This is a genomic window from Paenibacillus sp. FSL H7-0943, from assembly GCF_037963265.1.
In the GTDB taxonomy this organism is placed as follows: Bacteria; Bacillota; Bacilli; order Paenibacillales; family Paenibacillaceae; genus Paenibacillus_AQ; species Paenibacillus_AQ odorifer.
In genome coordinates, this window is the sequence record NZ_CP150148.1 from 4,804,373 (window position 1) to 4,819,381 (window position 15,009).

Annotated in this window: 16 protein-coding genes; 3 read left to right on the forward strand and 13 right to left on the reverse strand. The window is 47.0% G+C overall.

The genetic code is table 11. The features are described from left to right. Positions 1-39 precede the first annotated feature (39 nt). From deoB to NSQ55_RS21115, 7 genes are all read right to left on the reverse strand, one after another. The gene (gene deoB / locus NSQ55_RS21085) at positions 40-1,218 is read right to left on the reverse strand and encodes a phosphopentomutase (RefSeq protein WP_339168947.1); all 1,179 of its coding nucleotides are present in this window, start codon (positions 1,216-1,218) and stop codon (positions 40-42) included. Positions 1,219-1,460: 242 nt separating this feature from the next. Then, the gene (gene xerD / locus NSQ55_RS21090; RefSeq protein ID WP_076129493.1) at positions 1,461-2,354 is read right to left on the reverse strand and encodes a site-specific tyrosine recombinase XerD; all 894 of its coding nucleotides are present in this window, start codon (positions 2,352-2,354) and stop codon (positions 1,461-1,463) included. A gap of 159 nt (positions 2,355-2,513) precedes the next feature. Then, positions 2,514-2,747 carry a DUF4227 family protein gene (locus tag NSQ55_RS21095; protein ID WP_036676052.1) on the reverse strand — a complete coding sequence of 78 codons (234 nt, stop codon included), beginning with the start codon at positions 2,745-2,747 and terminating at the stop codon, positions 2,514-2,516. Between the two features lie 163 nt (positions 2,748-2,910). After that, positions 2,911-3,375, reverse strand: a complete 465-nt coding sequence (locus tag NSQ55_RS21100; RefSeq protein ID WP_036676051.1) for a Fur family transcriptional regulator — start codon at positions 3,373-3,375, stop codon at positions 2,911-2,913. Positions 3,376-3,465: 90 nt separating this feature from the next. Further along, complete coding sequence (gene spoIIM, locus NSQ55_RS21105; RefSeq protein ID WP_036676050.1) at positions 3,466-4,116, reverse strand: stage II sporulation protein M; 651 nt, start codon at positions 4,114-4,116, stop codon at positions 3,466-3,468. An 82-nt stretch (positions 4,117-4,198) separates the two neighbouring features. Then, positions 4,199-5,398 (reverse strand): endonuclease Q family protein, encoded by a 1,200-nt coding sequence (locus NSQ55_RS21110; RefSeq protein WP_339168952.1) that lies wholly within the window; start codon positions 5,396-5,398, stop codon positions 4,199-4,201. After that, positions 5,389-5,961: an NUDIX hydrolase gene (locus NSQ55_RS21115; protein WP_036676048.1), complete on the reverse strand. Its 573-nt coding sequence runs from the start codon at positions 5,959-5,961 to the stop codon at positions 5,389-5,391. Before NSQ55_RS21115 ends, NSQ55_RS21110 begins: the two co-directional genes overlap by 10 nt. A gap of 77 nt (positions 5,962-6,038) precedes the next feature. Between NSQ55_RS21115 and NSQ55_RS21120 the strand changes: the two genes are divergently transcribed. After that, positions 6,039-6,212, forward strand: a complete 174-nt coding sequence (locus tag NSQ55_RS21120) for a hypothetical protein (protein WP_162636775.1) — start codon at positions 6,039-6,041, stop codon at positions 6,210-6,212. A gap of 854 nt (positions 6,213-7,066) precedes the next feature. On the opposite strand, the gene NSQ55_RS21125 is transcribed toward NSQ55_RS21120, so the two are convergent. After that, positions 7,067-8,194, reverse strand: a complete 1,128-nt coding sequence (locus NSQ55_RS21125; RefSeq protein WP_076129490.1) for a tripeptidase T — start codon at positions 8,192-8,194, stop codon at positions 7,067-7,069. A 93-nt stretch (positions 8,195-8,287) separates the two neighbouring features. On the opposite strand from NSQ55_RS21125, the gene prli42 reads away from it, so the two are divergent. Beyond that, positions 8,288-8,389, forward strand: a complete 102-nt coding sequence (gene prli42, locus NSQ55_RS21130) for a stressosome-associated protein Prli42 (protein ID WP_094872112.1) — start codon at positions 8,288-8,290, stop codon at positions 8,387-8,389. A 70-nt stretch (positions 8,390-8,459) separates the two neighbouring features. On the opposite strand, the gene lipB is transcribed toward prli42, so the two are convergent. The 5 genes from lipB to lpdA all read right to left on the reverse strand — a co-directional run bounded on the left by lipB (position 8,460) and on the right by lpdA (position 14,336). Beyond that, positions 8,460-9,179 carry a lipoyl(octanoyl) transferase LipB gene (gene lipB, locus NSQ55_RS21135; protein WP_076219292.1) on the reverse strand — a complete coding sequence of 240 codons (720 nt, stop codon included), beginning with the start codon at positions 9,177-9,179 and terminating at the stop codon, positions 8,460-8,462. 55 nt (positions 9,180-9,234) lie between these two features. Further along, positions 9,235-10,605 carry a dihydrolipoamide acetyltransferase family protein gene (locus NSQ55_RS21140; protein WP_339168959.1) on the reverse strand — a complete coding sequence of 457 codons (1,371 nt, stop codon included), beginning with the start codon at positions 10,603-10,605 and terminating at the stop codon, positions 9,235-9,237. A 146-nt stretch (positions 10,606-10,751) separates the two neighbouring features. After that, complete coding sequence (locus NSQ55_RS21145; RefSeq protein WP_036676034.1) at positions 10,752-11,738, reverse strand: alpha-ketoacid dehydrogenase subunit beta; 987 nt, start codon at positions 11,736-11,738, stop codon at positions 10,752-10,754. 3 nt (positions 11,739-11,741) lie between these two features. Then, entirely contained in the window at positions 11,742-12,773 is a 1,032-nt protein-coding gene (locus NSQ55_RS21150; RefSeq protein ID WP_076184133.1) for a thiamine pyrophosphate-dependent dehydrogenase E1 component subunit alpha, read from the reverse strand. A gap of 141 nt (positions 12,774-12,914) precedes the next feature. Further along, entirely contained in the window at positions 12,915-14,336 is a 1,422-nt protein-coding gene (lpdA, locus tag NSQ55_RS21155) for a dihydrolipoyl dehydrogenase (protein WP_076184136.1), read from the reverse strand. A 167-nt stretch (positions 14,337-14,503) separates the two neighbouring features. Between lpdA and NSQ55_RS21160 the strand changes: the two genes are divergently transcribed. Next, a complete protein-coding gene (locus NSQ55_RS21160) occupies positions 14,504-14,809 on the forward strand; it encodes a DUF2627 domain-containing protein (protein WP_076129486.1) in 306 nt (101 codons plus the stop codon). Positions 14,810-15,009 lie beyond the last annotated feature (200 nt).

The following is a 15,009-nucleotide window of genomic DNA, read 5'->3' on the forward strand; positions in this document are numbered from 1 at the left end:
ATCCTCCTTAATGAATGTTGTGGCGCAACCCACATTCTTTCATTGCAGTTTCGCTAAAAAGCTTGTCCCATACTGCGGCGCCTTCGCACCGAAATTATCAGCAATGGTTGCAGCAACATCCGAGAAGGTCTCACGAATACCCAAGCTATCTGGATGCTTAAGGCGTGGGCTGTAAATAAGCAGCGGCACATATTCACGAGTATGATCTGTTCCACTATGGATTGGATCATTCCCATGATCTGCTGAAATAATCAACAGGTCATCTTCACCAAGCGTGGATAGAATTTCAGGCAGCGCCTGATCGAATACTTCCAGTGCATGACCGTATCCTTCCGGATCGCGACGGTGTCCATATAAAGAGTCAAAATCCACCAGATTCGTGAACAGCAACCCGTTGAACGGTTGGCGAAGCTGCTCAATGGTAACTTCGATACCATGTTCATTGCTCTTCGTAGGGTAAGAAGCTGTAACCCCTTCACCTGTGAAAATATCGTTGATCTTTCCTACCGCGATAACATCTTTTCCGATATCAGCCAGCGAATTCATTACCGTTGGTTCCGGTGGTTTCACGGCATAATCATGGCGATTCGAGGTCCGTACGAACTTTCCTGGTTCGCCAACATATGGACGAGCAATAACGCGCCCTACGGAGAATTCAGGAGCCATAGTTAGCTCACGGGCGATTTTACACGCGCTGTATAGCTCTTCCAGTGGAATGATATCTTCATGTGCCGCAAGCTGGAATACACTGTCCGCAGAGGTGTACACAATCCAAGCTCCGGTCTTCATCTGCTCTTCGCCATATTCAACTAAAATTTCCGTACCGGAAGCCGGTTTATTACCGATCACTTTCCGGCCAGTTGCTGCTTCGAATTTCTCAATCAATTCTGCCGGAAATCCATCCGGATACGTATTGAATGGAACCTCAATTTTCAGCCCCATCAGCTCCCAGTGCCCGGTCATCGTATCCTTACCTACAGATACTTCCTGCATCTTGCCATAATATCCAGTTGGTGAAGCTACAGGTTCAAGTGGCGGCAGCGGAGCAATATTAGCTAATCCTAACTGCTGAAGGTTAGGCAGTTTTAATCCGGCAACACGGTTCAAAATATGGCCAAGCGTATGCGACCCTGCATCACCAAAATTCGCAGCATCTGGAGCTTCTCCGATACCTACACTATCCAAAACAATAAAACCAATTCGTTTAAATGAGGACATATTGTCTTCACTCCTTTTTTAATATAGATCGTTCGTTCATTCGTTTGCACCAACAAGAAGAAACGGCTGTACCTTCTCCCGGAAGTCAGACGCTTCCGTAGCTAGCGATACAATGTATCGCCTGTCAGGTATCCGTTTCTGCCAAAGGATAACCTGTGGAAAATTACCCATTCCCCAGTCTATCCTATAAGTATGATTCCATCATAACTATCTTACTCACAAAAAGCATCTTTGAAGCATGATCAGCGAGCTCTGGGATGATGGCTCTCATATACTTCCTTCATATTCTTACGCGCGATACCGTTATAAATCTGAGTCGTCGAAATATCAGCATGACCCAGCATTTGTTGTACGGAACGCAAATCCGCTCCACCTTCCAGTAAATGGGCGGCAAAGGAATGCCTAAGCGTATGCGGTGTAATATCCTGCTCAATGTTTGCTTCCCGAGCGTATTTTTTTATGATTTTCCAGAACCCCTGGCGGGTTAAACGCCCACCTAGGCTATTCAGGAACATGGCCGGCTCCTCCTGATGATCACGAAGCAGCTTGTCCCGCATAAGAGAAGTGTAAGCTGCTACACTCTCTGCAGCAATGGTTCCAATGGGAACCACTCGTTCCTTACCCGAAGTCCCTGTACAACGCGCAAACTTCATGTCTGTATGCACATCGTCTACGTTAAGAGAAATTAATTCAGAAACCTTTATCCCCGTTGCGTAGAGCAATTCCAGCATAGCCTTATCGCGCATCCCTTGTGCTGTACTCACATCTGGAGCAGCTAGCAGCCGCTCAACCTCCGAAACCGCAAGCACCATAGGTGGCTTCTTATCGGGCTTCATGGTTTCCATGTCCAGTGTTGGATCCTGCTCAATTAAACGTTCCTTCAGCAAATAATGAAAAAAGGTCCGCAGGGACACCGCGTTTCTGTTGAGCGTTGCAGTGGCTCTTCCCGCTCCGCGTAAGGAGCCAAGATATAACATCACATGAGATCTTCGGATTTCTTCGGGCTGCTCAACCCCCCGCTCTTCAGCAAACTCTAGAAACTGCGATACATCCCTACCGTAAGATTCCAGTGTATTCGGGGACAAGCCTTTATCTCCGGACAAATAATGTAAAAAAGGCTGCAAGTGTGACTTCATTATTTCACGCTCCTGTCCTGGCGCAGCTACTCTTAGTGTCTTCCTGCAGCACATTCAGCATGAGGCTTCAGCAGATGTGTACACAACGCTTACTCTGCATAAATCCACCCTAGCTTTCTTCGACATTCTTCTCGCTTGTTCCTGCTTCCTGCGTAGCTTTCATTCTCCGAACCAGTAATAGAAACGCAAGCGCTGCCGTGCATCCAGACCATCATCACCAACCTCGGCGTGATCAAATGCCCGAACAGCGGTGCCTTCAGGAATTCCATAGTTCTCTATCGGACTGAGCCATTCCCCTAACCAGCTCATAGCATAGTAGAGTAAATAGCTCAGAGCCACAAACATGATCATAAAATACAGCTTACGCACTGTTTTGGGCACAGAAACAATCATAAGGACGCCTCCTATTACATATAAATGAATTCTGCTCGTCCTTCATTTTATGCTCCAAAAAAGGCTGATATGTATGGCTCTAATAGACTAATCATTTAAAAAGCCCCCTCCGGTATAGGAACCGGGGAGGACTTGTGAAGTTAATTCTTAATATAAGATAACTTTAGGATGGATTTCCGTCTGTATTGTTCTTATCAGTACAGCGGTAGCAAATCCCATGGAAATCAAGTCTATGATCAAGCACTGTGAAATTAAACTCTTTCTCCAGTCGTTCTTCCAGCGGACCGAGCCAATCCTCGCGAATCTCATCCATACTGCCGCATTGCACACAAATTAAGTGATGATGATGATGCTTCGCAGTATCTGTTCGCAAATCATACCGGGCTACACCGTCGCCGAAATTGATCTTTTCTACGACATGAAGCTCACTGAGAAGTTCGAGGGTACGATACACAGTCGCAAGACCGATCTCGGGAGCTTTCTCCTTCACGAGCATAAATACGTCTTCCGCGCTAAGATGATCTTCCTCATTCTCCAGCAGCACTCTTAAGGTCGCTTCCCGTTGGGGTGTAAGCTTGTATCCTTGGGATTGTAACTGTTGCTTAATCTTGTCTATCCGTGCTTCCACCTGTCTCCCTCCCCCTTGGATAATTACCGCACCGGTCTTCAAACCACTTCTTCCATTATAGGGGGTGTCGCTTTCAGAAGTCAAACGCTTTTACTGCACAGTCAAGGTCGTCACCGCTTGTACAAGTGAAGGCGTGACCCAACGCATCATGGTTGGTGTAACCCAAGTCTCAAAACATGAAATACCCAGGATCAAAAGCGCCATCACAAATGACAATATAGTGTACATGGTAAAAGGACGAGTCACTGGCGTCCGGCGCTGTCCCATCACCCGGCTGCGGATCATCTGCAAGGAAAAAGCTATCGCAGCTGCACTGCTTACCAGCAGCACAGGGATCAGCACCAGATTATGTGGAGCCACAGAGACTAACGCGAACAACATCCCATGCCAAGAATATTGACTAACCAGACAGCCAACCGTAAAACCAATCAGTACCCCTTTTAAAAAATCAAGAATCAAAATTCCCGGCAGCCCAATGACCGACAGCCCAAGAATCCAGATCAGTCCGATCCATTTCAGATTCAAGGCCGCTATACTCCAGTACGAATCAGGTGCGGCTGGCAGACCTTGCTGATCAACCGTAACAAAGAAATTCCCCAGATAATCCCCCAGCTCCTGCTGCTGATCCATCGTAAGCGCACTAACGATAAGAGCTCCAAATACAACACCTACCAGAAATAATACGCCGACAAAAATATACAGAGGCGTCTGTTCCTTCATCATCAGCCGTAAATTACGCATTTGGGACGTTCCCCTTTCCGGTTACATGTTACACCATATGAGAAAACGTCCCGCGATATGACTTGTCCTTCAGGTAATGACTCTACTTTATGGGCTGAACCACTTTACCGTACGTCCCGCCACCGCCTGCTGATAGCTCCAAAATTCCAGAGCGGGCCTGGACGATCATCGACGCCAGATCCGCACCTACAACGCTGGCAATTTCCGCTTCACCACAACCATGTAAAATGTTCATCTCAGTTCCAAACGCTTGCAGTAACGCGTTCATCTTCGCCTTCCCTAACCCCGGGATAAATTCAAGCGGAACCTGATAATGATAGGGTGGACGGTCAGCAGGCACTAACGGGGTCTTGCGGTCCGCAATATCTAGGATCCGGTCGAAGACACCTCTAACCAGCTTAAGACTGCCGCAATATTGGCAACGGTCCGAGTTGACATAAGCCTCATCAATAATACTGCCACAGCCCCCGCAATAGCTCCGGTGGTATTTGCCAAGCCGCGGATTAAGTCCGAAATTAGCACTTACCTTCCGCCCATCTTTACGTTCCAGTGCAAGCCGCAGTTCAGCGAACGAAGGCCGTGCCAGCTCCATCACATTATACTCACGCCCTAACTTACCCAGTGAATGCGCATCTGAGTTGGTTAGAAACGTGAAATTATCCAGCTCAGAGAGATATCCAGCCATTTCGGAATCTGCACTCAGCCCAAGTTCAACCGCAGCTATGCGGTCCAGATCAAAGATGTCCGCCATACGCTCGGCAGCACAGCCGTACAAGCCCTTGTGAGGCGTGAAAATATGTGCAGGGATAAGAATGCCTCCCCGGCCGTAAATCTCATCCTGAAGCTCCCTAGCCGGAGCATACAGGCGTTGGGAACTTAGATTCACGTTCCGCATATAGCGGCTCATCCACGCACTAAAGTCGGTCATGCGTTCCACGTCCGGCATGTAAGCGAGCACATGGCACTCTTTTCGCCCTGGCTCGCGGATTTCAATCTCTGTTCCCAGAATGATCGTAGTCCCTCGGTAAGCAATGCCTCCACCTTCAGCTAATGTCATCTCTCCAGATTCCAAAGACCGCTGAATATCCCGCAGGACGCCAGGTGAATGACTATCTATAATACCGATCATTTCTAGTCCTTTGCGCTCTGCAGCTTCTTTGGCAATGCCCGCAAAGGTAAGCTCGCGGCTGCCGCTAATTTTGACAGCCTGACCTTCCGACGTTCGCCCAATATGAACATGCAAATCGCAATAGAAACTCTTCAGTTCAGTTGTTAATTCCATTGGCCTGTCAGCGTGTATAGATGCCAAGCGTACACTGCCATCATCGTTTTTGCATCCGCGATGCGCCCGTCAGCCATATATTGATACGCTTCCTCCAGGGTAAGCTCCGAAACCTCTAGAAATTCATCCTCGTCCAGTGACATGTCCCCTGGTTGAGCGTTAGTAGTCACATACAAATGAATAATCTCATCGGCGAAGCCGGGAGAAGTATAGAAAGATTTAAGCAATTTCAGATCTCCACTGTGAAATCCAGTCTCTTCCTGAAGTTCACGACCAGCCGCAACTAATGGATCTTCACCTTTATCCAGCTTCCCAGCAGGAATTTCCACCTCAGTGCGTTGCATGGGCTGACGGTATTGCTCTACAACAAGCATTTTATTGTTATTTAAAGCAAGCACCGCTACAGCGCCGGGATGCTTCACAACTTCACGTGTCGCAGTATTTCCATCAGGCAGTCTCACTGTGTCCACCTGCAAAGATATAATCTTCCCATCAAAAACAGGCTGTGTAGACAATGTCACTTCATCAAGCTCGGGTTTGCTGTGCAAATGTTGTTCTCCCATAAAGTTTCTGGTCTCCTTTTTCTCTATTGTGCATACGGTGTATTATAGCAAACTTAAAGGGAAAGAAGGAATTTCAGATGAACGAAATCTTCAGCCGTACAAGCTCATCCGCAGTGATGATGGTAGGTAAGCCGGAGGAAATAAAGGCCATCTTGGCTGGATGGATCCAGCAGTATGGGCGCGATATGCCCTTGGCATACATTCTTTCCCTGCACGATCAATCCGCAATTCTTCCGTCCAAGGCAGGATGAATTCATCCTCTCCTTTGGGACTTAGCCATACATGTTCACACAACTATAGGGGTGTCTCAAAAGCCATGAAATGGCTACTGGGGCACCCCAGTCTTTTTGCGTCGCCCCGATTAGGGGGAATTGCTTAGGCCGCTGGTATTGGGCACAGGTTGATTGATTAAGCAACTAATGGGCTTACGATGCTGGCATCATACATAACTTGTTGATCGCTCACGATGCTGATATCTAGCACAAGTTGTTTGATTAGGTTGCTATTGCGCCTACCTTTGTACGCTATCGGACTCGGTTGACCTTAAACACACCTTTTCCGCACTTTTGCTATGCTATCGGACCCCAGTGACGCTATCAGCACGAAAACACACTATATGCTCCTCTTCTTATGGAATAGATGCGCTGGTGTCCGAAACTCTCCTCAAATGGCGATAATTTTGCTTTTAGCGTCATCTGGGTCCTTTAGCCTCAAGAGAGGGGCGGACTTGGCGCTATCGGACACAGTTGCACTTAAACACACCTTTTCCCCACTTTTACGATTCTATCGGACCCCATTGCAGCTATCGGCACGAAAAACACACTATATGCTCCTCTTCTTATGGAATAGCTGCGCTGGTGTCCGAAACTCTTCTCAAATGGCGATAATTTTGCTTTTAGCGTCATCTGGGTCTTTTAGCCTCAAGAGAGGGGTGGCATCCGGGGATTCCGAAAATTTCTACTTCGAGACTCGCCAAAAGCAGCGTTAGAGGTCGCATGACTTTTTTGGATTGCTCTAAATATAGCTACACTAACTCGACATAAAAAATACAGAGCAGCAATCCTCCGTTACGGTAGAATCGCTGCTCTGCTGTTTTATAAGGTGGTTAGCCCTTTACGCTCTCTTTTACAATATTCACAACGAGTTCAGCCACTTTAACGATATCTTCGGCTTTAATCCGTTCCTTGGTAGTATGGATATGTTCATAACCCACTGCAAGGTTAACAGTCGGAACATCTAGACCGTTGAACACGTTCGCGTCACTACCTCCGCCAGAGTGGAACAGACGTGGAGTAAGCCCCATAGAAGTAATGGCCCGCTGTGCAAGCTGCACTACCGGATCATGTTCATTAAAGCTAAAAGCAGGGTAGATGATTTCACTGCGGAATTCGCATTCTGCGCCGTATTCCCGCACAGTTGTCTCGAGTGCTTCGCGCATCGAAGCGATTTGATCGCCAACCTTCTCCTGCACAATACTGCGTGCTTCTGCATCCAGCTGGACGTGATCGCACACTACATTCGTTGGGCCGCCGCCAGCGAACTTTCCAATATTCGCTGTGGTTTCATTATCAATACGACCCAGCTTCATGGCTGCAATCGCTTTGCTAGCGACTTGAATTGCGCTGATGCCGTCCTCTGGGTTCACGCCAGCATGAGCCGATTTCCCAAAGATTTGCATCGTGATTTTAGCCTGTGTCGGTGCTGCGACCGCAATCGCACCAACTTCACCATTGGAATCAAGTGCAAAGCCGAAGTCTGCATCCAAGTTGCTTGGATCCATCGAACGTGCGCCCAGCAATCCAGATTCTTCACCCGCTGTAATCACGAATTGAATCTGACCATGCGGAAGCTTTTGCTCTTGGATCACACGAATGGCTTCGAACAATGCAGCAAGTCCTGCTTTATCATCAGCTCCAAGAATCGTAGTGCCATCACTTGTAATCCATCCATCTGAACCAAGTGTAGGCTTGATATTTTGTCCGGGAACAACCGTATCCATATGGCAAGTGAACAGAAGCTTTGGAGCAGCTCCTCCATTCTCAGCTGGCCAGGTAATGAATAGATTACCTGCTCCATGTCCGGTTCTTTCCTGGGAATCGTCTTCGAGCACTTCTAAACCCAGTTCGTTAAACTTACTCTTAAGGACATCGGCAATCTGCCGTTCATTTCTTGTTTCGCTATCAACTTGGACAAGTTCCATAAACTCCTGAATCAATCGGTCTTGTGAAATCACTGGACTTCCCTCTCTTTCGTGAATACGGTACAATGGTTGTACGGATTACCATCTTCATGTTAATAACTTAAACTAAATCTAAAGGAGTTACCCATGCAACGTAATAAATGGTTCAAGATCTTCATCTACGTCATGTTGTTTGCCATGATTGCCTCTACGCTCTTTATGGTTATCGAGCCGTTCCTTGCAGGTTAAACATTGCTCAGGAAGCATTAATAATAGCGGCTAGGAACTCCTTGCCGCTATTTGGCCTGCACGTTTGTTCCTAATCAACCTTTGCCATATCACAGAAAGTATCCATCAGCTCTTCATATGGGAAATGTTTCAAGAAGTATGGAACCAGCTCTCTAGCCACCTCTTGAAGCTCAAATCGACGACCTGCACATTCCTCTAGAGAAGTTATCCCAAAATCGGTGATCCCGCATGGAATAATCCCTTGAAACCCGCGCGCCGCAATCCCCTCAGAAATGTTAAAAGCAAAACCATGACTGGTAATAAAACCTCTTCTAAATTTACTTTTATTAAACTTCACACCAATAGCACAGATCTTCTCATCGCCAACCCATACTCCGGTGTACTCCGGTTTACGATCTCCGGCAATACCGTAGGATGCCAAATAATCAATAATAACAGCCTCCAGACTGCGCAAGTACCCATGCAAATCCACTTTGCCATCTTCTCCGAGCTTAAGGATCGGATAACCTACAAGCTGACCGGGTCCGTGATATGTAATATCTCCTCCGCGATCGATTTCAAACAGCGCGATTCCTTTTTCTTCGAGCTGCTCATGATCCAAGAGAAGATGTTCAGGATGATTTTGTGAACCAATAGTATAGGTAGGCGGATGCTGCAAAAGAATAAGTCTCTCCGGCTGCTCGCCAGAATCAATGGCATGCACACTTTCTTTTTGCAGCTCCCAGGCCGTCCCATACTCCATAATAGGGTCATATGAAATCTGCAGCTTACGAATATCCGAATTATTCATACCGTCAGGTCCCCTTTTTCAGTCTCATGCCTGCACAGTTTGGCTCGTTATTATTTTAGTAAAGTTTCGTATCCGGGGTATATCCTTCAATATTATCCTTGACGCGTTGCAAGAAACGACCACAAATGACTCCGTCCAGAATCCGATGATCGAGCGACAGACAAATATTAGCCATTGATCGCACACCTATCATATCGTTAATGACCACAGGTCTTTTTACAATCGATTCAAATGTTAAAATCGCTGCCTGTGGATAGTTAATGATTGGATAAGAAAGAATGGAGCCAAACGAGCCTGTATTATTTACAGTGAAAGTCCCTCCCTGCAAATCTTCCAGGCTCAGTTTGCCTTCGCGTGTTTTTTGTGCCAATTCATCAATCTCACGAGCCAACCCAGCGACATTTTTCTGATCAGCCTTCTTAATCACAGGAGTGATAACCGAATCTTCTGTACCTACCGCTAACGAGATATTGATATCACGTTTGACAATAATTTTGTCTACAGCCCAGACAGAGTTCATAATCGGGTAATCCTTAATCGCACTCACAACAGCCTTCATCATGAAAGCCAGATAGGTTAGATTGATACCTTCTTTACGCTTGAACTCATCCTTATGTTTATTGCGCAGTGCGACCAGATTAGTCACGTCTACCTCAATCATTGTCCAAGCATGCGGAATCTCAGAGACACTTTGACGCATTCTTGTAGCAATTGTATTCCGGATTGGCGTTACATCAATCAGGTATTCAGAACTGCTGCCTCTGCCACCCTCAACTTCAATTGTTGGAATACGAGGAGATTCGCTCAAGTGTAGACCCGAATGGCGAAGTGGCTCTTCTGCCTTCTTCTCTTGGGCTTGAACGAACTGTGGAGCAGGCGGTTGTGACGCCATTGGGGCAGGCTGGCTAGCAGAAATCGAAGCAGCAGATCTAGCTCCGCCGCTTTCGAGGAAAGTCAGCACATCCTTACGGGTAATCCGACCACCCATACCAGTACCAGCAACTAAAGTCAGATCGATGTTATGTTCAGCAGCCAAAGTCTGTACCGCAGGAGAATAGCGTGCACGCATCATATCGCCAGCAGTTGAAATCGCACTTTGTCCTGCAACATTATTAGAGGAATTAGCTGCAACTGTGTTAGTGTTAGTCACGTTTGCAGCAGCAGATGCAGTCACAGGCACGGCTATACGACAAATGACTTCGCCGACATTGACAACCTGGCCTTCTTCCGCCAATAGTTCACCCATAACTCCATCTATCGTTGAAGGTAATTCCGCATTTACTTTATCTGTAATAAGCTCACATATTGGTTCGTATTGCTCTACCGGATCGCCCGGTTTCTTCAGCCATTTGCCGATCGTCGCCGATACTAGCGATTCCGCCAGCTGCGGCATGATCACGTCAGTCAACTTTTGGTTGTCAGACATCTTTTCACTCCCTTAAAAGTTTTACGAAGCATTGACTCTTAGAAAGACTACATAGTAAAACTTGCTTCGTAAGCATATTCTTAAAGTTTTACGAAGCTTCGTCAGCATCACCTGAGTTTTAGGAAGCTTCGCATCTACTCAACAAATTAATATTGTGCCAGCCGGAGCATTTCCGCCTTCACTTTTTCTTTACTTAGCATGAAAAACTTCTCCATTGGCGGGCTGATTGGCATCGCCGGAACATCGGGACCACAAAGACGGAAGATTGGTGCATCCAGCTCGAACAGACAATGCTCAGCGATAATGGCCGCCACTTCGCCGCCAATTCCGCCTGTTTTATTATCTTCATGCACAATCAATACCTTACCGGTCTGACGGGCAGCAGCAATAATCGCATCACGATCCAGCGGTTGCAAGGTACGCAGATCAAGAATATGTGCTGTAATTCCTTCCTCGCGTTCCAATTCTTCCGCAGCCTGCATAGCAAAATGCAGCGGGAGACTGTAGCCAATCACCGTAATATCCGTTCCCTCACGCAGCAGATTAGCTTCGCCAATTGGAACGGTGTAATCCCCTTCCGGCACTTCTTCCTTGATCAGCTTGTAACACTTTTTGTTCTCAAAGAAAAGCACCGGATCAGGATCACGTACGGCTGCCTTCAGCAATCCTTTAGCATCATAAGCGGAGTAAGGCGCTACAATCTTCAATCCAGGTGTACCAAAGAAAATCGATTCTGGACACTGTGAATGATACAAACCGCCGAACACCCCGCCGCCAATAGGAGCACGAATGACAACCGGGCAACTCCAATCGTTATTTGAACGATAGCGGATTTTAGCCGCTTCACTGATAATTTGATTCGTCGCCGGAAGCATAAAGTCGGAGTATTGCATTTCAGCTATTGGTTTCATTCCGTACATAGCTGCTCCGATGGCTACACCAGCAATCGCTGATTCAGCGAGGGGTGTATCCATAACCCGCTCTTCGCCAAACTGTTCCTGTAGACCTTTAGTTGTGGTAAATACGCCGCCTTTGAGACCAACGTCCTCACCAAGCACGAACACGGAATCATCGCGCTCCATTTCTTCCTTCATCGCGAGCCTGATGGCATCGATATATTCCATTATAGCCATGGTTTATGCCCCTCCTTTGAGGTCGGAATCACTGTATACATGCAGCAGTGTGTCTTCCGGTTTCGGGAACGGAGCATTATCGGCATACTCGATAGCCGCTTTAAGCTCAAGATTGCATTCAGCAGCAAGATCTTGTTCTTGCTCGTCACTCCACAATCCCAGACCGATCAAGTAATTACGGAATCCTGCTACGCCGTCCTTCTTCCAGTTCTCATCAACCTCTTCTTTGGTCCGGTAAGCCAGATCATTATCTGAGGTGGAGTGTGGAGACAAACGGTACATCATCGCTTCAATCAGCGTAGGACCTTCACCCGCGAGGGCTCTTTCCCGCGCTTCCTTAACGACACGATAAACCTCAAGCGGATCGTTTCCGTCTACACGCACACCAGGAAATCCATAACCCAGCGCACGGTCGCTAACCTTGCCGCCTAACTGTTTATGAACAGGAACAGAGATTGCGTACTGATTGTTCTGGCACATGATAATAACCGGCAGCTTATTCACTCCGGCAAAGTTACAAGCTTCATGAAAATCCCCCTGATTGCTGGAACCTTCACCGAAGGTTACAAAGGAGACGAATTTCTTCTTCTGCATTTTGGCCGCCAGAGCAAAGCCAACCGCATGAGGGACCTGCGTGGTTACAGGGCTTGACCCTGTCACAATACGCAGACGTTTGCTGCCAAAGTGACCCGGCATTTGCCGCCCACCACTGTTTGGATCTTCTGCCTTAGCGAATACGGACAACATAAGTTCGCGTGTAGTCATACCCACTGAGAGCACGAAAGCATAATCGCGGTAATAAGGTAAAAAATAATCATTTTGCCGGTCCAGCGCGAACGCCGCCGCCACCTGACCCGCCTCCTGGCCTATACCGGAGACATGAAAGTTGATCTTGCCAGCGCGCTGAAGCAGCAGACTGCGCTCATCGTATTTACGAGCGAGCGACATATATCTGTACATATCGATGACCTGGCCGTCACTAAGTCCAAGCTGCTTATGTCTGTTAATCGTTTCTACAGTACCTTGGGGTTCCATAAAGAGATACCTCCTTATTCATAAAGCCTGAAGTCTTACAGGAATTAAGACCAATTATGCCCTGATCTTAAAACCTGGTACTAAGACTTGACTTGAGTATATTATAATCCCTTTCTACCCAAAAAGAAAAGCTAAGAAAAACTAAAATCCAATAGATCTTCCATCCACAGCTAACATTGCTTCTCCGATAATCTCCGAAAGGGTAGGGTGAGCATGTATAGCTTCACCAATCTCCCAAGGTGTTGCATCCAGTAGCTGTGCCAAGGCCGCTTCTCCAATTAGATCCGTCACATGAGGACCAATCATCTGCACACCAAGAATATCTCCACTGCTACGATCCGCTACAACTTTGACAAATCCATCCTTCTGGCCATATACAATTGCCTTACCAATGGCCGAGAATGGGAACTTGCCAATCACTACATCATGTCCAAGCTCTTTAGCTTCCTTCTCGGTGTAGCCCACACTTGCTACCTCAGGCCGAGTATAGACACAACGTGGTACTAAATGTGTATGATAAGGATGTAGCTTCTCACCAGATAGATGGTTAACCGCCATTATCCCTTCATGACTGGCTGCATGAGCCAATTGAAGCCCACCGATGCAGTCGCCAATGGCATAAATATGCGGCTCTGCCGTCTGCATACTAGCGTTTACAGCAATAATCCCTTTGTCAAAGCGAATGTCTGTGTTTTCCAGACCAATATTCTCGATGTTGGCCACTCTGCCTACGGATACAAGCAATTTTTCTGCCATTAGGCTTTGACTTTGCTCTCCCTTACGGGCTTCGATCGAAATTCCATCCTCCGTTACCTGGCAGGTTGCAGCATCCACTGTAGTTTCAGTCAGTACCTTAACCCCACGCTTTTTCAACAACCGTTGCAGTTCCTTAGCTATCTCTTCATCCTCTTGAGGCAATAACTGACCTGCAGCTTCAACCACAGTTACCTGCACTCCAAAATCAGCCAGCATTGAAGCCCATTCGACCCCAATTACACCGCCGCCCACAATAATGATAGAGGATGGGAGCTCTTCGAGTGTGAGAGCTTCATCACTGCTAAGAATCACTTTCCCGTCTGGTTCGAGACCAGGCAATACTCGGGGGCGTGAGCCCGTAGCGATAATAAGATGGCTGGAAACTACTGTTTCCATCTCCCCATCTTCCAGTTCCACAGCTACAGCACCGCTGCGCGGAGAAAAAATAGAAGGACCCGTTACGCGCCCTTTACCTTTGACAACTTGTATTTTATTTTTGCGCATCAAATATTGTACGCCTTGATGAAGTTGCTCAACTACAGCTTCTTTGCGTTTCTGTACCTTTGGGAATACCAGCTGTACACCGCTTGTCTCAATGCCATAGCTCTCGCTCTCATTGATTTCAGCATATACCTCTGCACTACGGAGCAGCGATTTACTAGGAATGCAGCCCCGATGCAGACAGGTTCCTCCCAGTTTGTCCATTTCGATGACGACAACGGACTTTCCAAGCTGTGCAGCGCGAATAGCCGCCACATACCCTCCAGTACCTCCGCCAAGTATGGCCACGTCACATGAAATTGTCATGATATGTATCCTCCAGTCATTACACGTAAGTTCATTTTACTTAGTATATTGTACTCTCTTTTTGCTCTATTACAAAACTTATAAACGTCATATGCAAATGGACTTTTTCTTGCTAAAGCGTTATCATATGGGTGAATCTAAAGGGCTAAGAGGGGTAGGAGACACTTATGAAACTGTTAATTTCACGCTTCATTGCCATCCTTATTCTTGTGTTTCCGGGCTTAATAGCAATGAAGGGCTTCCTCATGATGAAGGATGATATTTTTGATTACATATCCATGCATGGTGATGATTCTGTAGTGCCCCACTTTGCTTGGCTGCATTTCGGTGGTGGATTGCTGCTCTTCGCAGCTGGCATGACTTTCCTTGGTGGCTGGATTCTGGCTAGGGACCGTAAGAAGAATTACGTAGGTCCAAGGTTCAAGGAGAAGCAAAAGGCGAAACAAGCCGGAACGCAGGAAACGATCTCTTAAGAGGCTATGCTAAACTTAGGATCAGCTTTTTCATCTCATCATTTATTCACCTGATCATCTGAATCTCGAATCGCACACAATCAAGCCTTATTACCCTGCTGATTGTAATTTGTACAATAGATTCCCCCATATTTCAAACCCTCCCAGCTCACCCGATCTGGTGCTCGTTATCTATCATAAATAACATAAAGGCGAGAACT